Source organism: Candidatus Poriferisocius sp. (assembly GCF_965204015.1).
GTDB lineage: Bacteria > Actinomycetota > Acidimicrobiia > Acidimicrobiales > Bin134 > Poriferisocius.
This window is the reverse complement of record NZ_OZ241965.1, coordinates 1,020,700-1,046,439: the sequence shown is the minus strand read 5'-3', so window position 1 is coordinate 1,046,439 and position 25,740 is coordinate 1,020,700. Positions and strand designations below refer to the sequence as shown.

Genomic DNA, 25,740 nt, shown 5'->3' with positions numbered 1-25,740 from the left:
CCACGGTCCTTTAGCTGGGAAGGCCGTGCCCGATGGGCTTGGTCACCCCGGCATCGTGCAGTCGGGTGATTTTCTCATCACTGATGCCAAGTTCACCCAAAATTTTTGTTGTGGCCCAACCGAGGGGGAGTGCAGGGGTCAGGGGAGTGGAGGCGGACGAGAATTGCATGGTCGGCCCGGCCCTCCAGTACGAGCCCAGACCGTCCTGTTCGGCTTCGACGGCCACTCCGCTTGTCCGCATGTGACTCTCATTCAACATATTGTGCAAAAAGTCACCCCGGTCAGCTTGGGCCGCGGGTACCCCGGCGGTCAGCAGCCGGTCTTCCCAAGCCCCGGCTGAGTCGGAACTGAACACGCTGGCTAGCTGGGCTTCCGATTCTGGGGAGGGCAGCTTGGGAAGCTCGACGCCAACCACCGCCTCCAAAGCCTGACGCTCGCGGTCTCGGTGCACATCCAGCACTAGCCACCCGTCGCCCGTCTCGTACAGCCGCTGGTAGGCGTGGAAGCCGTACTGCCCGGAGTCCACGGCGGGGGCCTCGGGACCCGAGAGCTGGATGCCCCACTCGGCCACTGCGTAAGCAGTGGCGGTGAGCATGGTGGTCTCCAACCTCTGGCCTCTTCCGGTGCGCCGGCAGGCCAGAACCCCCGCCATGATGGCCGCTGCGGTGGCCAAGGCGGCGGTGGGATCGCCGTAGGTGCGGTTGCGGGGCGGGTTCTGGTCACCCGACTCCACCACCCCGGCGCCGGCAATGGCGTTGGGTGACGAGTGGAATCCGGCCTTGTGGGCCCACGGGCCCCGGCTGCCGAAACACGAGGCGTACACGTACAGCAGATTGGGATTGCGGGCCATCACGGAATCGGCGTCGATGCCCAGTCGCTCGGGTGTTCCCGGCCGGAAGTTGTGCAGGAAAACGTCGGCCTTGTCGACCAGTTGGTAGAGGATGTCGAGCCCCTCAGGCGTCTTGAGGTCCAAGACGATTGACTCTTTGCCCACCAGGGACTTCACGTAGTCGGTGGTCCAGTTGCGCCGACCGGGATCGCCGGTGGGGGGCTCCACCTTGATGACCCGGGCTCCGGCCTCCGCCAAAAGCGTGGCTGCGAACGGGCAGGCGTAGAAGTAGCCGACGTCCAAAATGGTCACATCGGCCAGGGGCAGCTCACCATTGTGATCGGCCCGGTCAGCAGTACGGGCGAAAGACGGCGTCGACAGCCATTTGCCCAGCACCTCATCGGTGTGCTCACCGAGGTCCGGGGCGGGCGGGCCGACCACCGACGGCGTGTCGGAGTACAGCCCGAGGGGGCCGATCTGCACCGTCGGTCCGAAGTCGGGATCGAGCACCTCTTGGCGCCGCCCATTCTCGGTGCATTGGGGATGATCCAGGAACTCCCGGGGAGCCAGGAACGGATCGCCCCCGATGTCCTTGGCGGAGAAGATCTCCATCCACTCCTCGGCGGTGTGCTCTTGCATTCCGGCCTGTATGGCCTCAATGGCCGCGGCCAGACGCTCCTCGCTGGGCCATAGGTCGGGGGCGTTGGCCAGCTCGGGGTCGTCCAGCAGTGCCTCCAGCCCGAGCTCGGCCAACCACCGGCGGTAGTGGTGGGCTTGGCGGCTGCACATCTGGATGAATCGCCCGTCCTTGGTGGGCGCGGTCATGAACGGCACCCGCATGATGCCGTAGACCTTGCCCGGCTCCGGAGGGATGTTGGTGCGATTCCCGTGACCGCTGGTCATGTCATACACGCTCAGGGCGTGGAGCAGGCTGGTGTGGATCCGCTGACCCCGGCCAGAGCCCTCTCGGGCCCATATACCAGCCATGAGCCCGACGGCGGTCAGCATCCCCGCTCCAAAGGAAGCGATGGGCACCGGGGTGAACACCGGGCCGGGGCGCACACCGTCGTAGGTGGTCATGCGCCCGCTCTTGGCCGCCACGACCTGCTCGTAGCCGGGAATGTCGCGCCACGGCCCGGATTCGCCAAAGCCGGTGATGGAGGCGTACACCAGTTGGTCGTTCAGTTCCTTCAGGGTCTCGTAGTCCACGCCCAGCTTGTCGGCTGTACCCGGTCGGAACGCCTCGACCAACCCGTCGGCCTTCTGGGCCAACTCGAAGAACCGACTGGAATCTCCGGGTTCGGTCAGGTCGAGGACGGCGCTCTTCTTGGCCCGGTGCCAGACGGCGAATCCAGGTTGGCCTCGGCAAGGGTCGCCGCCGGGCGGCTCGATCTTGACCACCTCGGCGCCGTTCTCGGCCAAGACCATGCCGGCCATGCCCGCGGCCGCTCCATAGCCGAGTTCAAGGACCCGCAACCCCTCTAGGGCGGTAGCCACCACCTCATTTTGGTTGCTGCCGTCCCTTGGGGCCTATCGGAACGCCCTGATCAGTTTGCCGACGGACCACTAACGTCGGGCCATGCCGCCGTATGCCATTGGCGATACTGAGATGGGGATGAGGGACTGATATTGACAGTTGATAGCTATATCGGCTCTGCGGTCCGCATCGCCGAGCAGGCGGCCAACGCTTCCGATCAGATCGAGCAGGAGCTGTCGTTGCCACCGGCGCTGGTCGATGACCTGACCTCGTCAGGGCTCCTCCAGTTGTACTTGCGCGGATCGGTGGGCGGACCGGGGCAGGACGCCATGGTCGCCTACCACTGCGTGGAGGCCATCGCCCGGGGCGACGGGTCCACCGCGTGGTGCGTGATGGTGTCAAGCACCACTGGGTATCTGACCGGTTGGCTGGATGCCGCGGTTCTAGCCGAGATGGCTGGCTCTCCCGCCGATTTCCGGGTCGCGGGGTCGTTCCGACCGCAGGGAACCGGGGTTGTGGCACCCGGTGGCTATCGGATCAGCGGGCAGTGGGACTTTTGCAGCGGCATTGAGCACGCAAACTGGGCCATGCTGGCGTGCTCGGTGGAGGGCGAGTCCACGCCCCGGGCCATGTTCGTTCCTGCCGATGAGGTGGAGATCAATCGGACGTGGTCGGTGATGGGGATGGCCGGCACCGGCAGCCACGATGTCGCGGCCCATGATGTGTTCGTTCCCCAAGAGCGGACCACTAACGGTGGGGGCTTGCCCGATGAGGATCTGCGCCTGTACCACCCCAGGCTTCTGCGGATGGCGACCCATGCGCCGGTGGCCGCGGTGGCGTTGGGGCTGGCCCAGGGAGCCATCGATGGGGTGGTGGCCCTGGCCGCCAAGGCCGGGTCGAGCGGCTCAGGACGACTGTTGCAAGATCGCCCCGACGTGCAGTTGGCGGTGGGCGAGGCTTCTGCCGCGGTGGCTGCGGCCCGCTCCGGCGTGATCGACGCCACCCAGCGGGCGTGGGACGATCCCGAAGACTCCAAGGGGGTGACCGAGGCCCGCCTGTTGTACGTCCACGCCGGCCATGCTTGCCTCGACGCCGTGCAGCGCCTGTTTCACGCGGTGGGAACGCCGGCAGCCATGAGGGCCAATCCCATCGAGCGCCGTCTGCGAGACCTCTACGTAGCAATGCAGTTCCCCGCGTTTCACCAATCGGTGGTCACCGGCGGCGGCCAGGCCCTGTTGGGTGTGGAACCGGAGGGTAGGGGCTGGTAGCAGCAACTCAAGCCCGCCTTGTCGTGACCGCTAACTTCGGGGCATGCCGCCGAGAGCCATCGACTGCTGGGTGAACGTGAACATGGGCGACTATGAGCCGCCCGAGTACTTGATCCGAGTCAAGGAGGACTACCTCCACGGCGGGGCCGACTTCTTCCGCAGCTTCACCCCCGAGGAGCTGCTGCCGCTCATGGACGAGCTGGGGGTGGAGAAGGCCATCATCCAGGCGACGGTCGGTGAGAACAACCCGCGCCCCTTCGACTTCGTGGAGCGCTACCCCGAGCGGTTCGCGCTGGCCCTCCATCTCGATCCCCGGGGAATGATGCCGGTGCTGTGGAAGCTGGAGGACATGGTCAAGCAGTACCCGGTGGCGCTGGCCCGGGTGGTGCCGTTCGGGGTGGATGTGCCGCCCAGCGACCCGGTGTACTACCCGCTCTACGCCAAATGCACCGAGCTGGACCTGCCGCTGTCGATCAACACCGGCATCCCCGGTCCGCCCATGCCCGGCGAGGGCCAAGACCCGATGCTGCTCGACCGCATCTGCCTGCGCTTCCCCGACTTGAAGCTGTGTATGGCCCACGGCGCTGACCCGTGGTGGGGGGTGGCCATGCGGCTCATGATCAAGTACAAGAACCTGCATTTGATGACCTCGGCTTATAGCCCCAAGCGGCTCCCGGACGAGTTCGTCCACTTCATGAACACCCGGGGCCAAGACAAGGTGATCTTCGCCTCCGACCATCCGGCCCTGGACATGCGCCGCTGCATAACGGAGGCCTGGGATCTTGACCTGCGCGACGGCGTACTCGACAAGTTCCTCTACGCCAACGCCGACCGCCTGTTCTTCGGCCCCCGCAACCCCCGCTACTAGATCGACTCGCCTTCCTTCAGCCGCGGGTCAGCCGTCGCTGATGGCGATGGCGCGCTCGTCGGTGCCGAGATAGCTGGCGATCACCAGTGGGTCGTTGCGGACCTCGGAGGGTGATCCCTCGGCGATGACCTTGCCGGCCTCCAGGCAATACACCCGGTCGCTGATGCTCATGATGAGGGGCATGTCGTGCTCGATGATCAGCATGGCCGCCCCCAGTTCTCGGCGGATATTCACAATGAGCGGGCCGAAGGCCTCGGTTTCCCGCTGGGCCACTCCGGCGGTGGGCTCGTCGAGGCACAGCACCCGGGTGCCCAGGGCCAACAACCCGGTGATCTCGACGATGCGCCGGGTCCCAGTGGACAGGTCGCTGATATAGGAATCCGCGTAGCGCCCCAATCCCAAGTAGTCGATGAGCTCGTCGGCCTCGGCCCGACGCCTCCGTTCCAAGGCAAAGGTGTGGGGGAGGTGCAGGGCGGTGCTCACAAGTGGTGTACGGCCCCGGGCCTCCAAGGCCACCTGCACCGTTTCTCGAACCGTCAGCTCCGGGAACAGCGACGCGGTTTGGAAGGTGCGCCCCAACCCGGCTCGGGCCCGACGGGAAGCAGAAAGCCGGGTGATGTCGGCGCCGAGCAGCTCCACTCGGCCGCTGGAGGCCACGTAGCCTCCCACCGCGTTCATGAACGTGGACTTGCCGGCGCCGTTTGTGCCGATGAGGCCTACAATCTCGTCGGGATGGACCACCACGGTGGCCTCCGAAACCGCATTCACGCCGCCGAACCGCACACTGATGTCGTGCCCGGCCAGCATGGGATCGGTGGCCGGCCGGGGATCGTCAACCCGGGTCAGGCTGGTGGGAGCGGCTTGGATGGTTTTGCCGCCGGGATCGGGTCCGAGTCGCCGCTCGGCCAGGCCGATGAGGGCGTTTCGCGCGCTGTAGCCGATCTGAATGAGCCCGCCCGGAAAGTACATCAGCACCAGAAGGAGCCCGATGCTGGAGGAGAACAGGGCAACGGTTTCCGCATTGTTGAACAGATTCGGAAGGCCGTAGACCCAAATCGCCCCCAGCACCGCGCCAACCGACGAGCCGAGACCCCCAATCACCACCATGCCCACAAGCTGCAATGAGTCCTCCACCTGGAAGAACCGCTCGCTGATCGGGACGTTCTGCACCAGGCCGGCCAGCATTGCTCCGCCCAATCCGGCGATGCCCCCGGCCAACGCGAACGAAGCCAGCTTGGAGCGCACCGGCCCAATCGTGTAGCCCGAGGCGGAGTCGGCGTTGTCGCGCACTGCGATGATGGTGCGGCCAACCCCCGATCGACGCAGTCGGCTGACGATGATCACCGCGATCAGCAACAGGGCCAGACACACGTAGTAGTAGGTCTTCTGCGACTTGAGGTCGAGTCCGAACAACTCGCCCCGGCGGAACGACACCGACGATGTGTTGCCCCCGGTGAAGAACGGCCTCCGATATAGGTACTGCTGGGCGGCCAGGGCGAACACAAAGGTGGTAACCGCCAGATAGAGGCCGCGAACTCGAAGTGATCCGACCCCGATCACCGCCGCCACCAGCGCAGAGAACAGCGCAGTCACGGGAATGGCCACCATGAACGGGATGCCGCCGGTCTCGAACTGGACGTCGAAAAAGTCGTACGACAGCGCGTCGCCGGGCAAGAACCCGGTTCCCACGGTGAAGTCCATGGACAGCCCCCGTTTGAGGCTCGCGGCGAACAGCGCCCCCATGCCGGCGAAGGTCATCTGGGCCAGGGAGAGCTGGCCGGCCCAGCCCGTGATGATGGTGACCGACAGTCCGGCGACCGCAAAGCACAGCACGGTGGCGTACAGCAGCTGGCGGGACGGCAGGTTGGAGATGCCGGGGAGCTGCACCAGCACGATGCTGAGCACCAAAAGCGCCCCCAAGGCGATCTTGGACAGGTGTCGCAGCCACCACACCTGGCGCAGCCGCTCGGGGATGGCCCGCACCTTGGGGGCGAATGAGAACACTCCGGTCTCGCCCTGGCCGCGGCTCTGGAAATACACCGCCACCAGCACGGCCAAGAAGATGACGAAGTCGATGAGACCGGTTTCGGTGAAGAAGTTGAACCGGAACAGGGCGTCGAGGAAACCGATCAACATCCCGGCCACCATGGCCCGCGGGAACGAGACCATCGAGGCCAGCACGGCGGCCACCATGGCCTTGCCCAGCGTCTGCGGTCCCAGGTTGGCCAAGCCGGCAATTTGTCCGGTGGACCCGGAGAGCATGATCATCGACAGCGAGGCCAACAGCCCGGCCATCACCCATACGAAGGTGGACACCGTTTTGGGATTGATCCCCGACAGCCGGGAGAGGTCGGGGTTGTTGGCCGACGCGGCCACCGATTTGCCGAAAGAGGTCCGGTTCATCAACCAGCCCAACAGCAGGGCCAATACCGGCACCGCTATGAGGATGATGAGCTGGGGACCGCGTACCCGGATTTCGGTAAACCAAACGTCTTCCCAGACTGAACCGACCACCACCGGATATTTCTGGCCGGCGGCCTCGATGTCGGGAAGCTGGGAGATCACCAGCTGGGCCAGCTGGGCGATGCCGACTGTGGCCACCAACACGATCACTCGGGGAGAGTTGAACAGCCGGCGGATCACCGTCAGCTCCACGGCGGCGGCGAACAAGAGCCCGAGCACCAGCGACAGTGCCAGCGCCAGCCAGAATCCCCAGCCGTAGTTCAGCACCAATAGCGCCATCATCGAGGCGGAGATGATGCCCATGTTGCCCACCGCGAAGTTGATGACCCGGGTGGACCGGTAGATCAGCACGATCCCCAAGGCCACCAGCCCGGTTACCAGGCCATTGACCACTCCGTTGAAGGCCAACTGCTGCGTGATCCAGGTCCCGACCACCGACGCGGAGGCGAATTCCATCAGCCGCCCTCGGTGCCCAGGAAGACCGCCCGAGCCAGATCGTCTCGTTCGGCCAGCTCCTGGGCCGGGCCCTCAAAGCGCACCTGCCCCTTTTCCAGGAACACGGCCCGGTCGGAGATGGCCAGCGCCACATTCAGCGACTGCTCCACGATGATCATGGTCTGGCCCTGGTCTTTGAGCTCCTCGACTGTCTCCAAGAGCGACTGCACCACCACCGGGGCCAATCCCAGCGACAGCTCGTCGATCATCAGCACCTCGGGTTCGTGCAGCATCACCCGGGCCAGCGCCAGCATCTGCTGCTGGCCACCCGAGAGGTTTCCGGCCCGCTCGTTGAGCCGTTTGCCGAGGTCGGGAAACATTTCGAGCACCTTTTCGATGCGCCGGTCCCGGTCGCTGGTATCCCTGCGGTAGGCGTAGGCCCCCATAAGCAGGTTGTCGCGGATCGAGAGTTCGCTCCACACCCCGGCTCCGCCGGGCAGCATGTGCAGGCCCATGGCGGCCCGCTGCTCGGGGGTGGCATAGGTGATGGTTTGGCCATGCAGACGCACCACTCCCCGCTCCGGGGTGACCAGCCCGGTGATCACTTTGAGCGCGGTGGACTTCCCCGCACCGTTAGTGCCCAACAAAGCCAGCGTCTCCTGTTTGCGCACTTCGAATCCAAGATCGAAGAGAACCTGTACCTGTCCATAGCTGAAATCAACATCGACCAACTGGATGGCCGGGATGTCGTCGGGGTCGGTTTCAGCTTGGCGGCGCTCCTCGTTCTGTTCTTCCCGCAGCTCGCCGACCACCAGCGAGAGATCGCGCCGCAGCCGGCCGGCCCCTCGCAGCACGAAGTAGGCGCCGATAGGCATGGCTACCGCGGTGATGATGGTGATGGCGGTTTGCTCGCCCAATTCGTTTTGGAGGAAGCCGGCGATGATGCTGCCTCCCACACCGCCCACCATGACCATGAAGAAGGTCAAGATGGCGGTGCCCATGCCCCGCAGCCGGTAGGGAAACACCGCTTGCATGGCGGGCTGCACCATGGCAAAGGCCCCACCCAGGAAGGTGGAGTTGATGGCGGACAGAATCATGAACAAGGCGAGATTGGGCATGGCGTACTGGATGGGAACCAGCACGCCGATGGGCAACAAGAGGATGCCGATCAGCCGCACTGCCCGGTCGGGGTCCCTTCGGAATGTGGCATCGAACCGGCGCCCGACAAACGGCAGGAGCAAGATCAGCCCGAACCCTGCGGGGGCAACCGCCAGGCCGCGCTCCAAGGCGTCGAGGCCGAATTCTTCCTCCAAAAAGAACGACTGAATCGAACCGGCTGGGAAAAGGGCGAAGCCCATGGCGGCGAACGCGATGGTCATGTTGCGGATGGTGTCGATGTTCCAGATGCGGGTGAAGGCGGCCTCCACCGAGATAGGCATCTTTTTGTCTTGTTTCAGCCCGGCGCCCAGCACATGCTCTTGTTCCCATTGGCCACGGGGCGGCTCTCGCAAGAAGAAGGCCAAGAAGGCCAGGGCGGCAGTGGGCAGCCCCAGCAGATAGAAGGCCCAACGCCAGCCGTCGTCGCCGCCGATCCACACCGCGATGCCCCCGGCCAGGATGGGGCTGACTGCTGAGAAGACGCGCCCCACCCCGGCGTTGGTGGCGTACATGCGGCCCCGGGTCTGAAGCGGATAGGTGTCGGCCAGCATGCTGGGATGCACGGTGATGGTGTTGGCTTTGGACATGCCGGCGAAGAACCGCATGAAGAAGAACATCAGGGCGTTCACCGCCGCCCCCGACAGGGCGCTGAACGCGGCGAAGGCGCCGCTGGCGATGCCCACGATGGGACCGCGGCGGAAGCGGTCGGCCAGCCAACCCATCGGCCCGGCGCCCAGCACGAAGAACATGAGCGACGCGGTGCTGATGGCAGTGATCGCCCCGTCGCTCACCCCGAAGCTCTCGCCGATGTCGGGGCCCAAGATGGCCACCGCACTGTTCTCCAGCTCGTCGAGGCTGTTCAGCGCCAGCAGCACGACGAAGGTCTGGAATCCGCCTTTGCGCAGGCCCTCTTTGAGGGTGGTCTGTGCACCGCCCACCCCGGGCAGCAAATCGTCGGGGAACAGCACGTCGGCCTTCTGGGCGTCGCGCCGAGCAGCCTCGCCCTCGAGCACCGTTGTGGCCAGTGCGTCTATGGATTCGCCCTGGGCATGTTCCTCGGCCAACGGTCCCCCCGAATTGAACAGGCTTATTCCGCCTGCGATGGCCCATGAGACTAGCGTGACCAGATCGAGTCGATGCCAGAGACAAGCCAGGAGATGTGATGAGCGGACCTTCCAACGTCGCGGTCGTTTTGCTGGATTCGCTGAATCGGCACATGTTGGGGAGCTACGGGGGCACCGAGTTCGAGACCCCGAACCTGGACCGGTTCGCGTCTGAGCAAGCCACTCGGTTCACCCGCCATGTGACGGGGTCGCTGCCGTGTATGCCGGCTCGCCACGACATTTTGTGCGGGGCGCTGGACTTCTTGTGGAAGCCGTGGGGGTCGATCGAGTTGTGGGAGGAGCCGATCACCCGGGTGCTGCGACGCCAGGGAGTCACCACTGCGCTGGTCACCGACCATCCCCACTTGTTTGAGACCGGCGGGGAGAACTACCACACCGACTTCGACTGCTGGGACTACTTGCGGGGCCATGAGGGCGATCCGTGGCGCACTTATTGCGACCCCTCCTGGGCCGGAACCCCGACCATGCCGGCCCGTAAGGGCGGCTGGTGGTGGGCCAAGATGTGGGGGATTGAGGACATCGATCGGGCCTACGACCGGTCGCGCACGTTCTTCCGGGCCGAGGAGGACTATCCCGGGCCGATGACGATGAGCGCGGCGGCCCGGTTCTTGGCCCAGGACACCCCCCATCACGACCGGTGGTTCATGTTCGTGGACGAGTTCGATCCCCACGAGCCGTTCGACACGCCGGCGCCGTGGGCCGGCCGCTATCACGACGAGCCATGGGGGGACGAGGAGTGGATCATCTGGCCGCCCTACGTTGACGGGGGCATCGCCTCGGGTCACTTCTCGGAGAAGGAGGGCCGCCACGTGCGGGCCAACTACGGGGCCAAGCTGTCGATGATCGACCACTGGTTCGGTCGGATCCTCGACCGCTTCGACGAGCAGAACCTGTGGGATGACACCGCGCTGATCGTGTGTACTGACCACGGCCACTACCTGGGTGATGAGCGGGAGGGCCGCGATGTCTGGGGCAAGCCCGGCGTGCCCCAGTACGAGCCGCTGGGCCACACACCGCTGTTGATTTCCTGGCCGGGCAAGCCCGGGGGAGGAGCGTGCGAGGCGCTGACCACCAACGTGGACATCTTCGCCACCGTGGCCGACATCTTCGATGCCGAGGTGGTGCAGACCACCCACGGTCGTTCCATGGCCCCGCTGCTGAACGGCGAGGCCGAGTTCATCCGGGAGTGGGCGCTGGGCGGAGTGTTCGGCGGCTGGGTGCAGGTGACCGATGGCCAGCACAAGTACGCCCGAGGCGCGGAGGGCGAGAACTTCCCCATCTCGATGTGGTCCAACCGGTGGTCCACCATGCCGTTCGGCGACATCGGCATGCCCGGTCTGCCCCCGCCCGACCACCGGGCCTGGCTCGACACGATGCCGGGTTCGGAGGTCCCGGTGATCCGCCAGCCCTACGAGCCGGGCGACAAGCTGCCGCTGTGGATAACGGTGAACGCCTGCAACGACCGCCACTTCCTGTTCGACCTCGACGTCGACCCCGAAGAGCAGGAGAACCGCAGCCGCGAGCCATCGGCCGAAGAGATGATCGATCTGCTCCACACCGCGCTCAACGAGGTTGACGCTCCCGATGAGCAATACGCTCGTCTGGGGCTCAAATGACGTGCCTACACCTATCCAGCCACAGCATTGGAGAAAGAACATGCCCGGCATGAACAGAGGTTCCAAGACCCTTAGGAAGTGGTGGTGGCTGCTGGTCGCCCTGGCGTTGGTGGCCGCGGCCTGCGGCGGAAACGACGATGACAGTTCGGCCGACACCGCGGAGCCGGCCGCGGCCCAGGAGCAGACGGCTGCACCGGCCGAGGAAACCGCCGAAGCCCCCGCAGAGGAAACCGTCGAGGCCCCCGCGGAGGAGCCTGCTGAGGAGCCCGCCGAACAACCGGCCGATGAGCCAGCCGATGAGCCAGCCGAGGCCCCCGCAGAGCCGACGCCAGCCCCCACGCCGGTGGAGCTCATTGCCAGCTACCAGGGGGTTACGGAAACCGAGATCGCCGTCGGCGTGGCCGCCATCGATCCGGTGCAGATCAATGAGATGTTCGGCATCGACATCGGCATCTTCCCAGTGCAGGACCTCTATGCTGCCCTGTCCGAAGACCTGAACGAGCGGGGCGGCATCCACGGCCGCAACGTTGTCGTTCACGTGATTTCCTTCCTGCCGATCGGTAGCACCGACAGCGAGCGGGTGTGTACCGAGTTGATCGAGGACAAGAAGGTGTTCGTGGTGATCGGCCAATTCCTCGAGGACAACGCATTGTGCATCACCGAGCTGCACGGTCATCCTTATGTGGGCCATTTCGGGGAGAACACCGAGCGGCAAGAGCGCTCCAACGGCCTGTTCTTCGCCACCGAGATGAAGCAGACCCGCATGCGGGTCGGCGGGACGGCCGAGATGATTCGGGCCGGCGATCTTGACGGCTACAACGTGGGCATCTACTACGAGGCGCCCCCCGACAAGGAGTATGCCGATGCCGTGGAGCCGTTGTTGGAGGAGGCGGGCATCAACGTCGTTGGCGTCTATTCGCCGGGTTCGCCCACAACTGACACCGTTCAGAATGAGCAGAACACCGACAACATCTCCACGCGCATGGAAGCCGACGGGGTTGATCTGATCCTCAACCTCTCCAACGTGTACGGCATCATCGGGTCGGTGCAGCGCATTGGCTGGGAGGTGCGCATCGCCCACACCAATGGACAGGCTGCCGACCGCCTGACCATTGCTGATGACCAAGGCCTCGAAGACGAGTACATGGCCCGTACTTTTGCCGTCACCACCAACAAGCCAACCAGCGAGGAAGCGCTGGCCGATCCCGGTGTTCAGCAATGCCTAGCTGTATTCGAGGAGAGGACTAGCAACGAGCCTCTCGATCTCACCAACGACGACATCGTCAATGGCATAACCAACCACTGCCGAGCCTTCGCGTTGACTGTGAAGATCCTGGAGGCGGCCGGAGGGAACATAACCCCCGAGACGTTCAGGGCCGCGGCTGAGGGGCTGGGCACATTTGATCTTCCCGCCATGATCAATGCCAGCATCACGGCCGACAAGCATTCGGCTGGCTCGTTGGTGCGTCGCTACGAGTATTTCCCCGAGGTGAGAACCTATCTGCCGGTGGGCGATCCGATTCCGACCGATTCCGTCGAGTAGCCATAGCCAAGGAGTTCCCGACATGACGACAATTACCATCCTGGGCGAGGAGGTGGCCACCGCCACCGGCGAGTGGACGGATGGACGCCCGCTTGTGGAGCCAGACGCCCTATCGGCCGCAGTCGGCTGGACGCTGAAGCCAGAGGGGCTCTGCCGCGACGATCAGTGCGTGCTGGTGGGAGACGGCTCGGCCATCAAAGTGGGCGACAAGCTCGACCTGGCCGCGGTGGCCAATGCGGTGGACCAGCCCACCGTGGTTGACCCCGACGCCGGCATCGTGGTGCTGGGCCAGCCCAACGGCTCTCGCCGGGCAGCCCTGCAAGATCGCCAAGCGCCCGACTTCACTCTCTCCGATCTCGACGGCACCAGCCACAGGCTGTCGGACTACGCCGGCAAAAAGCGCCTGCTGGTTGCCTTCTCCAGTTGGTGAGGATGCGCCTTCGACCTGCCCGGGTGGCAGGAACTGTACGACGAGTTGGCCGACGACGGCTTCCTGGTGGTGGCGGTGGCCATCGACGAGAACATCGACGAGGTGCGGAGCCTGGCCGAGAACATCACTTATCCGGTGCTCATGGACCCCGACCACATCCTCACCGAGCTGTACGCCATCAGCAATGTGCCTGCGGTGGTGTGGATCGACGAGGAGGGTCGCATTGCCCGCCCCAACGCCTACGAGTTCGGGAGCGACCTGCTCAGCGAGTTCACCGGTCGAACTCGCGCGGGCCACTTCGACCAGATCCGGGAGTGGGTCCACGACGGCACTGTCCCTGAAGACGCCAGCAGCCAGATCGCCGATCTCAGCGATGACGAGGTGGCCGCTCGGCTGCACTTCCGCCTGGCGGCCCACTTGCGCCGCAATGGCGACGAGGATGGCGCGGCCCGACACTTCGAGGCGGCCGCCCAACTGGCGCCGCTGGACTTCACCGTTGTCCGGGCCGCCATGCCGCTTCAGGGCGAGAGTCCCTTCGGCGAGGAGTTCTTCAAGATTCTGGCGGAGTATGAAGCGGCTGGAACCCCGTTCCACGGCATCATTCCGGCCAGCGAGGCTTGATGATCGTCCACCCCAGCCTGTTGCCCGATGAGCCGCTGAGCTCGCAGCCGGTCACTGGATTTGTGCTGGAACGGGCCGCGGAACTCGCCGACCAGGAGGCGGTGATCGATGGGCCGGGGGAGTGGTCGCTCACGTTCGGCCAGCTTGAGCAGGCGGTTTACTCCTTGGCTGGGGGACTGGCCGTCCGCGGCTTCGCCCGCGGCGATGTCGCCGCACTGATCGCGCCAAACTCGCCGTGGTATCCGGTGGTTTTCCATGCAGTGGCGGTGGCGGGGGGCGCAGTCACCACGGTCAACCCCACCTACGGCGCTGAAGAGATCGCCTATCAGCTCGCCGATTCGGGGGCGACGCTGGTCTTCGCCGCCGACGGATTCGCGACCCAGGCTCAAGAGGCCATGATCCAGGCTGGGGTGGCTGGCGATGTGGTGGTCATCGACGCCGACAGCCCGACTGAGGGCGTCGCCATGCAGTCGCTGATGGGCGACCCGATTACCCAGGTTGAGGTCGATCCCCAAAACGACGTGGTGGTACTGCCCTACTCCTCGGGCACCACCGGGTTGCCCAAGGGGGTGATGCTCACCCACGCCAATCTGGTGAACAACATCGAGCAGTGCGCTTCTTCGGTGGTGTCCCAGGCTGGCGATGTGGTGCTGGCCGTGCTGCCCTTCTTCCACATCTATGGGATGCAGGTGCTCATGAATCACCAACTGAGCTTCGGGGCGAAGCTGGTGACGATGCCCCGTTTCGACCTGGCCCAGGCGTTGGGGATCATTGAGCGCCACCAAGTGACCCATTTCTTCGCCGTGCCCCCGATTGTGCTGGCGCTGGCCAAGCACCCGGTGGTGGCGGATTACGACCTGTCGTCGCTCCGCCATGTGATGTCGGGCGCCGCGCCGCTGGGGGCCGAGGTGGCCGCCGAGGCATCGGCTCGGATCGGGTGTGAGGTAGTACAGGGCTATGGGATGACCGAGCTCAGCCCGATCTCCCACGCCACCCCGCCGGGCAATTTCAAGCCGGGGTCGATAGGTCTGACGGTGGCCAACACCGATGCCCGGATTGTCGACCCTGACTCCGGGGAGGATCTGCCTGTCGATGCAGAGGGCGAGCTGTGGATTCGCGGCCCCCAGGTGATGAAGGGCTACCTAAACAACCCGGAGGCCACCACCGAGACCATTGACGACGACGGATGGCTCCACACCGGCGATATTGCCCGGATCGACGGCGACGGCCATGTGTACATCGTCGACCGGCTGAAGGAGCTCATCAAGGTCAAGGGCTTCCAGGTGGCCCCCGCCGAGTTGGAGGCGCTGCTGCTGGATCACCCGCAGATCACCGATGCCGCAGTGGTCGGCCGTCCTGACGACGAAAGTGGGGAGGTGCCGCTGGCGTTCGTGGTTGCCGCTCCTGATTCGGCCCTCGACGAGGAGGCGGTCAAGGCCTTTGTGGCCGACCACACGGCCACCTACAAGCACCTCGGCGAGGTGCGTTTCGCTGATTCAATCCCCAAGTCGGCTTCGGGCAAGATCCTGCGCCGGGAGCTGAGAGAGCTGATCGGTGGCTGAGAAGAAGAGGCCCACGGTGCGGATGTCGTCTGAGGAGTGCTGGGAGATGCTGGAGACCTCGGTGAACGGCACTCTGACCACACTGCGGGCCAACGGCCAGCCGATCTCCCTTCCTGTCTGGTACGTGGTGCTGGATCAGAAGATCTACATGGTGACTCGGGGCAAGAAGGTGGTACGGGTGCGCAATGACCAGCGCTGTTCCTTCCTGGTGGAATCGGGCGAGAGGTGGGCCGAGCTGCGGGCGGTGCATGTGGAGTGCGTCGGCCGGGTGATCGAGCCCTCAGAGGAATTGGCCCAGCGGATCGCCCAGTCTCTGGACGAGAAGTACGCCCCCTACCGAACCGCCCGCGACGTGATGCCCCAGCAAACCCAGGACTATTACGAAAAAAACCTCAACGCCACCCTCGAGCTCACCCCGGTGGGCAAGATGCTCAACTGGGACAACAGCAAGCTTTTCTAGGCAGAATCGCCCCTACTGCCACTTGTAGTCGGGGTCGCGTTTCTCCCGGAAGGCGCGGCGGGCCTCTCGGGAGTCGTCGAAGCGCATCAGGCGGGTGGTGTAGTCCTGCTCAGTTCGGTAGCCCTCCCTCAGCTCCATGTTCTCGATCCGGTTCATCGACTCCTTGGCCATGCGGAGCGCGATCGGGCTCTTGGCGGCCAGCTCTTGGGCCAGCTCAAGCGCGGTGTCCATGAGTTTGTCGGGGGAGGTCACCTCGCGGACGGCACCGATGCGGTACATCTCCTGGGCCGACACCTGCTCGCCGGTGAAGAACATCTCCCGAGCCTTGTGACGGCCCATCATCAACGAGAGGTGGGCGCTGGCCCCGAGCAGCCCGACGTTGATCTCCGGAGTGCTGAAGGTGGCGTTCTCCGAGGCCACCAGCATGTCGCAGCAGGCGGCATAGGCCAGGCCCGCGCCCAGCGCGTAGCCGTTGATGGCCCCGATAACCGGGACGGCGCAGTCGATGATGGCCCACATGGCCTCTCGGGCCACCAAGCCGGGATCGGTCAGCTCCGTGGGGGGCCGCTGGTCGCGGGGCTCGTTCCCGGAGGTCTTCAGATCGACGCCCGCCACGAACGCCTTGTCACCGGCCCCGGTAAAGATGGCGACCCGCACATCCCGGTCGTCTCCCAGGGTGGAGAACACATCTCGGATCTCGGCCATCGTGGCGGTGGTGACCGCATTGACCGGGGGGCGGTCGATGGTGACGGTGACGACGTGGTCGCGCTTTTCTACGTGGAGGTCGGGCACTGATCAGCTCCCTCGCCAGTTTCATTGCCGAATTCGGCCCCCACAGTATCGGGGGAAGGGAGTTGAAGAGCTAGGCGGCGTCGGCTCTGGCTACCGGCCCGTAGCGCACCGGCAGGTGCTTGATGCCGTGGACTTGGAGGTCTCGTAGCCGCTCGGGCTGACCGACCACCTCGATTTCGGGGAGGCGGTTTATCAGCACTTCGAAAAAGACCTCCAGCTCCAGCTTGGCCAGATTGGCTCCTAGGCAATAGTGGGCGCCGCCGGCGCCGAAGGCCAGGTGGGGATTCGGCGTACGGGTGATGTCGAAGCGGTGGGGGTCGTGGAATACCTCAGGGTCGCGGTTGGCCGCCAAGTACCACAAGGCGACTTTCTCTCCAGCGGCAATGTGTACCCCGCCCAATTCAAGGTCTTCGGTCGCGGTACGGCGAAAGTACCGAACCGGAGAGGAGAACCGCAGAATCTCCTCTACTGCGCTGGGCATGAGCTCGGGATGACGGCGGAGCAACTCCCATTGGTCGGGAAACTCGTGGAAGGCGAGCAGGCCGTGGGTGATGGCATTGCGGGTGGTCTCATTGCCGGCGATGACAAGCAGGGTGAAAAAGAGCGAAATCTCCAAGTCATCGAGCTCGGTTTCCGTCCCGTCGGCCATGGTCACCTTGGCCTGCGCCAGCTTGGTCATCATGTCTTCGCCCGGGCAGCGGCGCTTCTGCTCGGTGAGCTGCAGGGCGTACATGGACATGTTGATGGCGTCCATCGACGCGTTTGCTGGCGAGTATGGATCGGTATCGTCCTGAAACTCGGGATCGAAGCGCCCGATGGCGGAGTTGGTCCATTCGAACAGCTTGTAGCGGTCTTCTTGGGGGACGCCGATGATTTCGGCGATGACCACCAGCGGCAGCTCGGAGGCCAAGTCGACCACAAAGTCGCCTTCGGTACGCCCGTCGAGCGAGTCGATGATGAAATGGCTACTGGTGCGGAGCCAGTCCTCCAGCTTGCGCACCATCCGGGGTGTGAACCCCCTGCTAACTAGCTTTCGGTACCGGGTGTGGTCGGGTGGGTCGGTCATGATCATCATGATTCCGGGGCCCATATCCACGTCAGTGAGGGTGATCCCACCGGCACCGTCGCGCCCCGGCCCGGTCTGATGGGAAAGCACCGGGCCCATCCTGTGGGCTTTGGTGAGAAGCTCATGGGAGGTGACCAGCCAGAATGGCTCCGGTTGGTCGGCGGTTTCGGGATGAAGCCAGATGGGAGAGTGGGCTCGCAGTTCGTCATACAGCTCGTAGGGCTCGCGTGCTGCGAACAAGTCCATGTCAGTCAGGTCGATCGCGGTGGCTAGTGTGGAGGGTGACATAACCCGCTTCTCCTCGGTGAGAATGCCATTCTTACACGCAAGAACTAAAATATCAACTATGAGAACAGGAAAGACATGCCTGAGAACATAGATATCGACGTTGAGAACAAAGATGTCAGTGCTGAGAACACAGATATCCAAGTAGAGAACGCAGATTCCGAGCTGGCTGCGCTCAGCCCCTGGGAGCAGCGCATGCTTGAGCGGTCGTTGGACAGCGCTCGGGTTCAGGCCTTGGCTCGCAGCGGCGAGTTCGTCCACGCCGCGTTGGCCCTGCTTGAAGAGGAGGGATCGGTCGACTTCACCGTGCAAGACGTGGTGCAGCGCTCGGGAGGCTCCCTCCGACGCTTCTACCAGCTGTTCTCTTCCAAGGATGACCTCGTCTTGGCGCTATTCGAGGAGCTGATCACCCAGCTTGTGGAGCACATCCCCGCCACCGTTCAAGCTGGAGCCCCTCCGCTCGTAAGGCTAGAGACTTGTGTCCGGACCCTGTGGGACTTTATTCGAGGCCAAGATGCGCCTCCCGCGAAGATTGTCCGCTCCATGGCCACGCTCCACAACCAATTGGCCGCCACGCGGCCCGAAGGACTGCGGCTGGCCTGGGATCCCCTGCGGCAGCTCATATCCGGAATCATCGCCGACGGAGTGGCCGACGGGTCAGTCCGATCGGACATCGAGGTGGAGCAACTGTCCGATCTCTTCTTCGATGTCTCGTTGGCCGCCCATATTTTTGCTCTCGGTCGAGTGGGCTCCACTCACACCCGGTTCGATGGGCTTTGGGGCTTTTGCCTGGGCGCGCTCCGGCCTCCACCCGCGTAAGGTCAGTTCAGCGCAGGCGGGCCCTGGCCTCTTTCTTGAAGGCGGCGAGCTGGATGCGCTCTTCCCGCTGGTTGTAGAAGTCGTCGAGTGGATAGCACCCCGATATGAGGCCGCCGCGGGGCGCGGTGGTGCAGTCGGAGAATGTGCGGCAGATGAGACGCCGGTCGAGGTCTCGTCCGGCAAGGACATCGGCGGGCATGCGCGGATACGACAGGATCATTCGGCCCAGGCCGATGGCGTGGGCCGTGCCCCGGGCCACGAGGGCTTGGCCGACGTTGGGCAGCCAATCTTGGAGGTACGACAGACCCGCCCCTACTACCCGCAACTGGGGATGTCGCCGAGAGATCTCGTCGGTGGCCGCAATCAGGCGAGCCACTCCGACTAGGGGATCCTCGGGGGGCTGGTAGCCGTCGGAGGGGGGGAAGTAGGCGGGCCGCTGGATGTGGGGTACGTAGTACGGGCTGCCCGCGGAGGCGCACAGCAGCCCGACACCCAGCTCGCTCAACATGTCGAGTACCTGGTGGGTTTCGGTTAGGTCGATGCCCACCCCCGAGCCGTCGCCCCCGAAGGCCAGTGGATAGGGGCCGGAATTCTCGGGAGTGCCGATGCCGCCTGTGCCCGCGGTGTGGGGGACGAAGTCGAACAGCGACAGACGCACAGCCACCCCCAGGGTGGGGGCTTTGGTGCGGATGCCGGTGATGATGGATCGCAGGAAGCGGGTGCGGCCCTCCAGGTCACCGCCGTAGGGGCCGGGACGGTCGATGGCGGAGAGGAATTCGTGGCCCAGATAGCCGTGGCAGGCCTTGATGTCGACGAAGTCGAACCCAGCCTGGTGGGCCAGCACCGACCGGTGGATGAACTGCTCGACCAGCTCTTCGAGCTCGTCGTCGGTGAGGACTTCGGCTGGTCCTGAAGCCACCCGGGCATCCAGCAGGGGGTGCTCATACACCGTTTTGGGGGCCGGTCCGGCATCGGTAGGGCGGGCATAGCGGCCGGAGTGGGTGAGCTGGAGCAGGGTTACCTGCGACGGGTCGAGCCGGGCTCGCAGGGCGGCGAATTCGTTGACGGTGGTGTCGTTGAGCACCAGTTGGCGGGGGTTGGCCCGGCCGTCGGGGCGGACCGCGGTGGCCTCGCCCCACACCAGCCCGGCCTCGCTGGCCGCGAACCGGTCCCAGCGGCGGCGGACCAGATCAGACGGCCGCCCGTCTTCCTCGCCGTCCCAGCCTTCCATGGGCAGCACCGCCCAGCGGTTGGGCGCGGTGTGGGCGCCGGCTGAACCGTCGGCGATCTCCATCGGCTGGGCCAGCACCCCTGCGGGGTCCACCTCGTCGTCGATTGGAATCTCGATTCCGAGATCCCCCAGGTAGTCGCGCAACGCGGCCAGGCTGGCCAGGTTCTTCACCTGCTTGAACCGGGGCATCAGCTACAGCACTCCCAACCGTTCGCCGATGTCGCGCAGGACGTCTTGGTCGCTGTCGGGGCGAGTGGGCGCTCCAATGGGCACTGCCGAGTTCTCAGCCCAACCCCGCATCTTGAGGAACATGGCCGCACTGTGGCGATAGGCAGGCACCGGAGGACGGAACGTGAAGTGGCCCAGATATTGGAGAACGTCGTTGAGTTGGTGAAAGCCGGGGTCGCCTTTGGCCCACAGGCGGTCGCGCTCGGCGAACTTGTCGGGCGCGAAGGTGGAGAGGCCCAGCAGGTAATCGGAGCCGTAGATGACCATGTCGATGGCCAAGTCATTGCCGGTGAGCACCAAGAAATCGGGGCGCACCTCGTTGCGCAGCGCCAGCCGGTCCCATTCCAGCTCCCGACTGAGCGACGAGTGCTTGGCCCCGATGCACTGGGGGATTTCCAGCAGCCCCCGATAGGTGTCCAGCGACACGATGCGGCCGTAGGGCACGAACATGGAGCCGAGCTCGAACCCGATGAATCGTTCCAGGTGGGTGGCGATCTGGCCGTGGGCGTCTAGCCAGGCGGTGTCGCCATGGTCGTTCAATCCGTGCGACGGAAAGATCACCGGCAGGCCGCCCCGGGAGGTGATCTCCTCGGCGGCTTGCCGATATGCGCCGAGGTCGAACGCCGCCCCCGGCTCGTCGGCCACGAACGCGCCAGCCACGAAATCGCCACCGGTGATTGCCTCGGCTCGCTCGAGCACCTGCACCCGGGTGTCGGCGTCGAGCAGTTGGACGTAGCCGGTGTCCATGTTCACCGCCGGGGTGAGTCCCGCTTCGTGGGTGCGGGCGATATGGGCATCCAGCGAGGCCCAGTCCACCGTTGTCGGGCTGAGGTGGGGCAGCAGTATGGCCGACATCCCGGTGATGGCCCGACCGGGCAAAACCTGCATTAGTTGTCGACCCCAAGGCGCTCCAGCACATCTTTGGGGATCCCAGACAGGCCGGTGGATGTGTTGTCGACTGGATGGCGGTCTCGCAGGATTGCCGCCGCGTCGGACCGACCGGTGGCTTCGAGGCGCTCCAGGTACTCGGGCAGGTGTCCTTTGCAGTGGAAGGGGCCGCCTTCGGCCAGCACGATCTTGAGGGGATCGACGGGGGAGTAGCTGCGGGTCATCTGGTCGTCGGTCCACGACTTCAGTTGGTCTCGGCCGTCGGCCAGCACCGAGGGAGCCTGGTCGGCCAGGTCGGTGGTCTCGTGGGGGTCGGCGGCGATGTCGAACAGCATCTCCTCGTTCCAAGCGGCGTGGTAGCCGTCGTGCCAGGTCCGCAGGTAGAGGTGGTCGCCCCAGCGGACCCCCCGCTGTACCGACCACGCCCCCTGTGAGAGCACCAGGTAGTCCCGCCCGCCGTGAGTGCCGGTGCGGATGTCTTCGGCTACCGACTGGCCGTCCCACAGGAAGGGGATGTCGATGCCGGCCAGGTCGACCACGGTGGCGCCGATGTCGAGGTGGTAAAGCAGCCCCTCGTGGACTTGGGGCTCGATTCCCGGCCAGCGCAGCACCGAGGGAATGTGGCAGGTGGCTTCGTCGGCCCCCTGGTGGTCGGCGTACACCCCCAGCTCGCCGAAGGCCTCGCCGTGGTCGGAAGAGACCAGGATGGCGGTGTCGTCGAGCACGCCGTGGTCGGCCAGTGTGTTGACCAGCGTTCCCACCGCGTCGTCGGCGTAGCGGATCCCGGTGTCGTAGCCGTCGAAGGTCTGCTTCACCTCATCCATGGTCGACAGGTTCCAGGGATGGCGGGGAGGGGGAGGGCCCCACTCGTCGGGCTTGAACCCCCAAGGCTCCTGGGCGGAGTGCGGGCCGGCCAGCGGCCAATTTCGGGCCCGCACCTCCTCGGTGTGCCAGGCCGGTGCCGGATCGGATTCGAACGGGTTCCCGTACTCTTCGGGGGTGTTGTAGGGGGTGTGCGGATCCCACAGGTGTACGTGGAGGAACCAGTCTTCCTGGGCGGCGTTGTCGTTGAGCCAGCGCAGCGCTCCGGGCAGCACCTGGTCGGCCCGCTCACCGCCGAAGCCCCGCATCAGATTCATCGACTCCATGAAACCGCTGTTCCACCAAGTGGCCGAGTGGCGGAACGGAAAGCTGGAAATCGACGCGGTGTGGTATCCCGACCAATAGAAGCGAGACGCCCAGGAATTGGCCGCGATGCCGGAAAAGAAGCTGCGCTCCGCCCCCTGGGGCCGCAAGTCGGCGGCCATCCCCCCATGGTTGGCCACCCCGTTGCGAATCCCGAACATGCCGGTGATCAAGGCGGTGCGGCTCGGCAGACAGGGGACGTCCGACGCATAGACGTTGGAGAACCGCACCCCTTCAGCGGCCAGCGCGTCGATGTTCGGGGTGGTGTTGCGGTGATACCCCGCACACCCCAGGTGATCAGCCCGCAGAGTGTCGATATCGATGTAGAGGATTCGCATAAGTGTGATTCTTTCGCCAGGTGCTTCCAGTATGGGCCATTTATTCGACGAAGAACGTGGCCACTGATTCGGAGCTGCGCCGGTAGCCGATGCGGTGGGCGACGGCTCTGATCGTGGTTTCGCCGACCGGAAGCCGCAGCGGTTCGTGGTACAGCAGGCGGCGAGGGGGATCGCCGCCGCGGGGATCGTGGCCCAGAGCGGCAGCAAACTGCGCGTCGAGATCGGCTGGCGGGTCGGGCAAGGGGTCCTCTTCGAATGTGTAGGCGATGGATGCCCCTTGAGTGCTGCTTTGCAGCTGGAGGATGGCCGGGCCCTTGAAGGTTCCGCCCTCGGGGCTGGCCTCGGTGCCGTGGTGCTCGGCGCCCAACACGATGAACTTGGGGGCGTCGGTGGTTGGCTGCACGCCTCCCGGCCACATTTGGGCCACCATCATGTCCTCGGGCACCATTCCCAGATCGCCCACCTCGCGCTGCCACTGCTCTAGCGCCGTCCGGTGGCGCTCCAGCACTTCGCGATAGGCCGGGTCGCCAGCCAGGTTCTCAATTTCATGGGGATCGGCTTCGGTGTCGTACAGCTCCTCGGCCGGGCGTTGGTCGGCCATGGCCTGCGCCGGAGGGCCTTCCAGTTCGCCCGCCGCGTACAGCCGCCACATCTCCTGCATGATCGGGTGGTTGTTCCGGAAGGAGTTCCACATCATGTAGGGCCGGGCGGGGTCATAGTGACGGATGTACTTGAATCGCTGGTCCCGACTGGCCCGCACGGTGTCGTACATCTCGTCGTAGCGATCCCGGGAGGCGAAGACATAGTTACGCCCACCGAGGGCATCGGGGCCCAGAAATGGACGGCCATGAAGGTGTCGGGGGACTTCGGCGCCGCAAATCGACAGCACCGTCGGTCCCAAGTCCATGGTGCTCACCAACTCGTCGCTGACCGTTCCCGGCTCGATCATCCCCGGCCAGCGGACGATGAGCGGGCTGTGGGTGCCGCTGTCGTAGGGCCACCGCTTGCCCCGCGGCAAGGGGCCGTGGTCAGTCCAGACGAACACCGCGGTGGAGTCGGCCAACCCGTCCTCGTCGAGTTCAGTGAGAAGGTCGCCCAGCAAGCGGTCGCAATGCTCGATGGCGGTGTACACCCGGGCCAGCGACTCCCGCACGACCCGAGTGTCGGGGAAATAGGGCGGCACCTCGATGGTGTCGAGGTCGATGTCGTTGTTGCTGGGGAAGCTCCCCTCCCATCCCGCTATCTCATGGGTTTCGTCCAGGTTGAACACCGAGAAGAACGGCTGGTCGGGGTCGGGACGGTCGCGCCAGTGGCCGCCCGGCAAGTCCCAGGTGGTGATAGGCGGGATGAACTGGTAGTCGGTCTTGTTCCGGTTGGTGCAGAAGTAGCCGGCTGCCCGCAGGTATTCGGGGAAGCAGCGCACGTAGTGGGGGACAACCGCCTCGTAGCGGGGAATGCCCTTACCGCCGTGATGGGGACCGCTGTTGGTGCGCATGTGGTGGGTGCCGAGCGTCACCGGGTGCATACCGGTGATCACCGCGCTGCGCGACGGCGCGCACACTGGCGCGGTGGTGAATGCCTTGGTCCAAAGGCCGCCCTCTGAGGCCAGCCGATCGAGGTTGGGAGTGCGGGCCACGGGGTCGCCGTAGCAGCCGAACCTCGGCGAGCAGTCCTCAAACGACACCCACACAATGTTGGGGCGCGTGCTCATTCTTGTTTCCTACACTGAGACATGGTCTTGGAGCATGTTTTCGTTGAACATGAGAATACCCTCACATTCCAAGGGGCATGGCAATGAGCAGTACATTTTCAATCCGCGGCATCACCGACAATGGGCGGTACATCGTGGTGAGTGCCGATACCCATGGCGGGGCACCGCTCGCCGACTACCGGCCCTATCTCCCGGCGTCATTGCATGACGACTTCGATGCCTGGGTTGCGGAGAAGCTGCCCGATGGTGACCAGACCAACTCGAACAACTTCGACCACATACAGCGTCGGACCGAGCAGTTTGCCGATGGCGTGGTGGCCGGGGTCGTCCTGCCCAACACCGATACACCGTTCGCATTCAATGTGTTCGAGCGGGGTCACGATCGCCAAGCCGTTGAGCTCCACTGGGAGGGCCTCAAGGCTCACAACCGATGGATGGCCGACCACTGTGCTGAAGATCCGGACCGCCTGCGCGGGGTGCTGCAGACCAGCCCGTTTCTACCTGAGGAGTCGGCGGCCGAAATCCGGGCGGCGGCGGAGAGCGGAGTGATGACCGGCGGTGTGCTGGTAAAGGTCTCGACACCCGACGGTGCCTTCCCCCAGCTCTATGAGGAGCACTGGGAACCGGTGTGGGCTGCCGCCGCCGAGGTGGGGAATCCGATCACCACCCATGGGGGAAACGAGCCGGTTTACGGAGCCGGTCCCGGCAAGGTCGCCATTCAGCTGGCCGAGGTCGGATATTGGTCCAGGCGGTCGCTCACCCAGTTCTTGCTCGGTGGCATCCTCGATCGCCATCGAAACCTCAAAGTGGTGCTAACCGAGCAAGGGGTGAGCTGGATCAATTCCGACCTCCCCATGATCGGCTGGTTTGCCAAGCAGGTGCGGCTCAAGCACGACGCCGCCGGTGCCGACCATCTGGAGCGGTCCCCGCGGCAGACCTTCCGAGAGCAGGTGCGATTTGGCGCTAGCTTCCCCAGCGCCGGAGAGATCGCATCGTTGGGCGATGACGCGGTCCACCACATCATGTGGGGGAACGACTATCCCCACAACGAGGGCACGTGGCCTCACTCCATGGAGGCTTTGCGGGTGGCCTTCGCGGGGCGCGAGGCCGCCGATGTGGCCCAGATGGTGTCCACCAATGCCGCCGACCTCTACGGATTCGACCTCGAAGCACTGGCGCCGTTGGCCTCAGAAGTCGGCCCCAGGGTGGAAGAAGTCGCCCGGCCCATTGGGGCTGAGGACTATCCGACCGACAGCTACTCCCCGGCGTTCACCTTGGGGTCGGTTGGGATGATGGCGAACGCCTGATCGCAATCGGGGTCCGGTGCCGACGAAGCCGGACCC

The 25,740-nt window shown here is 65.0% G+C and carries 18 protein-coding genes; 9 read left to right on the top strand and 9 right to left on the bottom strand.

The annotated features are described in order from the left end of the window. Positions 1-10 precede the first annotated feature (10 nt). The gene (locus ACOGJC_RS04780; protein WP_419847367.1) at positions 11-2,326 is read right to left on the bottom strand and encodes a CaiB/BaiF CoA transferase family protein; all 2,316 of its coding nucleotides are present in this window, start codon (positions 2,324-2,326) and stop codon (positions 11-13) included. Positions 2,327-2,458: 132 nt separating this feature from the next. Here ACOGJC_RS04780 and ACOGJC_RS04775 point away from each other — a divergent pair, with 132 nt between their 5' ends. Together ACOGJC_RS04775 and ACOGJC_RS04770 are read left to right on the top strand one after the other, a co-directional pair. Beyond that, entirely contained in the window at positions 2,459-3,574 is a 1,116-nt protein-coding gene (locus ACOGJC_RS04775; protein ID WP_419847366.1) for an acyl-CoA dehydrogenase family protein, read from the top strand. Positions 3,575-3,617: 43 nt separating this feature from the next. Next, positions 3,618-4,442, top strand: a complete 825-nt coding sequence (locus tag ACOGJC_RS04770) for an amidohydrolase family protein (protein ID WP_419847365.1) — start codon at positions 3,618-3,620, stop codon at positions 4,440-4,442. A gap of 27 nt (positions 4,443-4,469) precedes the next feature. On the opposite strand, the gene ACOGJC_RS04765 is transcribed toward ACOGJC_RS04770, so the two are convergent. After that, the gene (locus tag ACOGJC_RS04765; RefSeq protein ID WP_419847364.1) at positions 4,470-7,361 is read right to left on the bottom strand and encodes an ABC transporter permease subunit; all 2,892 of its coding nucleotides are present in this window, start codon (positions 7,359-7,361) and stop codon (positions 4,470-4,472) included. Next, positions 7,361-9,562 carry an MFS transporter gene (locus tag ACOGJC_RS04760; RefSeq protein WP_419847363.1) on the bottom strand — a complete coding sequence of 734 codons (2,202 nt, stop codon included), beginning with the start codon at positions 9,560-9,562 and terminating at the stop codon, positions 7,361-7,363. Before ACOGJC_RS04760 ends, ACOGJC_RS04765 begins: the two co-directional genes overlap by 1 nt. 98 nt (positions 9,563-9,660) lie before the next feature. On the opposite strand from ACOGJC_RS04760, the gene ACOGJC_RS04755 reads away from it, so the two are divergent. The 5 genes from ACOGJC_RS04755 to ACOGJC_RS04735 are packed head-to-tail and all read left to right on the top strand — an operon-like array spanning position 9,661 to position 15,854. Further along, on the top strand, positions 9,661-11,238 hold the full coding sequence (locus ACOGJC_RS04755; RefSeq protein ID WP_419847362.1) for a sulfatase: 1,578 nt from the start codon (positions 9,661-9,663) through the stop codon (positions 11,236-11,238). A gap of 49 nt (positions 11,239-11,287) precedes the next feature. Continuing rightward, positions 11,288-12,781, top strand: coding sequence for an ABC transporter substrate-binding protein (locus tag ACOGJC_RS04750; RefSeq protein ID WP_419847361.1), 1,494 nt, complete (start codon positions 11,288-11,290; stop codon positions 12,779-12,781). 22 nt (positions 12,782-12,803) lie between these two features. Further along, complete coding sequence (locus tag ACOGJC_RS04745) at positions 12,804-13,832, top strand: redoxin domain-containing protein (RefSeq protein ID WP_419847360.1); 1,029 nt, start codon at positions 12,804-12,806, stop codon at positions 13,830-13,832. Further along, complete coding sequence (locus tag ACOGJC_RS04740; RefSeq protein WP_419847359.1) at positions 13,832-15,394, top strand: AMP-binding protein; 1,563 nt, start codon at positions 13,832-13,834, stop codon at positions 15,392-15,394. Before ACOGJC_RS04745 ends, ACOGJC_RS04740 begins: the two co-directional genes overlap by 1 nt. Continuing rightward, positions 15,387-15,854 (top strand): pyridoxamine 5'-phosphate oxidase family protein, encoded by a 468-nt coding sequence (locus ACOGJC_RS04735; protein WP_419847358.1) that lies wholly within the window; start codon positions 15,387-15,389, stop codon positions 15,852-15,854. The genes ACOGJC_RS04740 and ACOGJC_RS04735 overlap by 8 nt, the downstream gene beginning before the upstream one ends. A 12-nt stretch (positions 15,855-15,866) precedes the next feature. Here the strand turns inward: ACOGJC_RS04735 and ACOGJC_RS04730 are convergent, their stop codons facing one another. Next, complete coding sequence (locus tag ACOGJC_RS04730; RefSeq protein ID WP_419847357.1) at positions 15,867-16,646, bottom strand: enoyl-CoA hydratase-related protein; 780 nt, start codon at positions 16,644-16,646, stop codon at positions 15,867-15,869. A 70-nt stretch (positions 16,647-16,716) separates the two neighbouring features. Next, entirely contained in the window at positions 16,717-18,000 is a 1,284-nt protein-coding gene (locus ACOGJC_RS04725; protein WP_419847356.1) for a cytochrome P450, read from the bottom strand. Positions 18,001-18,075: 75 nt separating this feature from the next. On the opposite strand from ACOGJC_RS04725, the gene ACOGJC_RS04720 reads away from it, so the two are divergent. Continuing rightward, positions 18,076-18,816, top strand: coding sequence for a TetR/AcrR family transcriptional regulator (locus ACOGJC_RS04720; RefSeq protein WP_419847355.1), 741 nt, complete (start codon positions 18,076-18,078; stop codon positions 18,814-18,816). A 7-nt stretch (positions 18,817-18,823) separates the two neighbouring features. On the opposite strand, the gene ACOGJC_RS04715 is transcribed toward ACOGJC_RS04720, so the two are convergent. From ACOGJC_RS04715 to ACOGJC_RS04700, 4 genes are read right to left on the bottom strand one after another with little or no spacing between them, the layout of a single operon-like run. Next, positions 18,824-20,236, bottom strand: a complete 1,413-nt coding sequence (locus ACOGJC_RS04715) for an NADH:flavin oxidoreductase (protein ID WP_419847354.1) — start codon at positions 20,234-20,236, stop codon at positions 18,824-18,826. A gap of 3 nt (positions 20,237-20,239) precedes the next feature. Then, the gene (locus ACOGJC_RS04710; RefSeq protein ID WP_419847353.1) at positions 20,240-21,163 is read right to left on the bottom strand and encodes a dihydrodipicolinate synthase family protein; all 924 of its coding nucleotides are present in this window, start codon (positions 21,161-21,163) and stop codon (positions 20,240-20,242) included. Further along, positions 21,163-22,686 carry a sulfatase gene (locus ACOGJC_RS04705; protein ID WP_419847352.1) on the bottom strand — a complete coding sequence of 508 codons (1,524 nt, stop codon included), beginning with the start codon at positions 22,684-22,686 and terminating at the stop codon, positions 21,163-21,165. Before ACOGJC_RS04705 ends, ACOGJC_RS04710 begins: the two co-directional genes overlap by 1 nt. Before the next feature lie 40 nt (positions 22,687-22,726). Then, positions 22,727-24,397, bottom strand: a complete 1,671-nt coding sequence (locus tag ACOGJC_RS04700) for a sulfatase-like hydrolase/transferase (RefSeq protein WP_419847351.1) — start codon at positions 24,395-24,397, stop codon at positions 22,727-22,729. 83 nt (positions 24,398-24,480) lie between these two features. Here ACOGJC_RS04700 and ACOGJC_RS04695 point away from each other — a divergent pair, with 83 nt between their 5' ends. Beyond that, positions 24,481-25,704: an amidohydrolase family protein gene (locus ACOGJC_RS04695; RefSeq protein ID WP_419847350.1), complete on the top strand. Its 1,224-nt coding sequence runs from the start codon at positions 24,481-24,483 to the stop codon at positions 25,702-25,704. Positions 25,705-25,740: the final 36 nt, after the last annotated feature.

Bases quoted from the DNA above. Each gene is read 5' to 3' on its own strand.
- ACOGJC_RS04720 (WP_419847355.1), top strand. From the start codon at position 18,076: ATGCCTGAGAACATAGATATCGACGTTGAGAACAAAGATGTCAGTGCT.
- ACOGJC_RS04725 (WP_419847356.1), bottom strand. From the start codon at position 18,000: ATGTCACCCTCCACACTAGCCACCGCGATCGACCTGACTGACATGGAC.
- ACOGJC_RS04695 (WP_419847350.1), top strand. From the start codon at position 24,481: ATGAGCAGTACATTTTCAATCCGCGGCATCACCGACAATGGGCGGTAC.
- ACOGJC_RS04750 (WP_419847361.1), top strand. From the start codon at position 11,288: ATGAACAGAGGTTCCAAGACCCTTAGGAAGTGGTGGTGGCTGCTGGTC.
- ACOGJC_RS04715 (WP_419847354.1), bottom strand. From the start codon at position 20,236: ATGCCCCGGTTCAAGCAGGTGAAGAACCTGGCCAGCCTGGCCGCGTTG.
- ACOGJC_RS04705 (WP_419847352.1), bottom strand. From the start codon at position 22,686: ATGCGAATCCTCTACATCGATATCGACACTCTGCGGGCTGATCACCTG.
- ACOGJC_RS04700 (WP_419847351.1), bottom strand. From the start codon at position 24,397: ATGAGCACGCGCCCCAACATTGTGTGGGTGTCGTTTGAGGACTGCTCG.
- ACOGJC_RS04770 (WP_419847365.1), top strand. From the start codon at position 3,618: ATGCCGCCGAGAGCCATCGACTGCTGGGTGAACGTGAACATGGGCGAC.
- ACOGJC_RS04765 (WP_419847364.1), bottom strand. From the start codon at position 7,361: ATGGAATTCGCCTCCGCGTCGGTGGTCGGGACCTGGATCACGCAGCAG.
- ACOGJC_RS04755 (WP_419847362.1), top strand. From the start codon at position 9,661: ATGAGCGGACCTTCCAACGTCGCGGTCGTTTTGCTGGATTCGCTGAAT.
- ACOGJC_RS04740 (WP_419847359.1), top strand. From the start codon at position 13,832: ATGATCGTCCACCCCAGCCTGTTGCCCGATGAGCCGCTGAGCTCGCAG.
- ACOGJC_RS04710 (WP_419847353.1), bottom strand. From the start codon at position 21,163: ATGCAGGTTTTGCCCGGTCGGGCCATCACCGGGATGTCGGCCATACTG.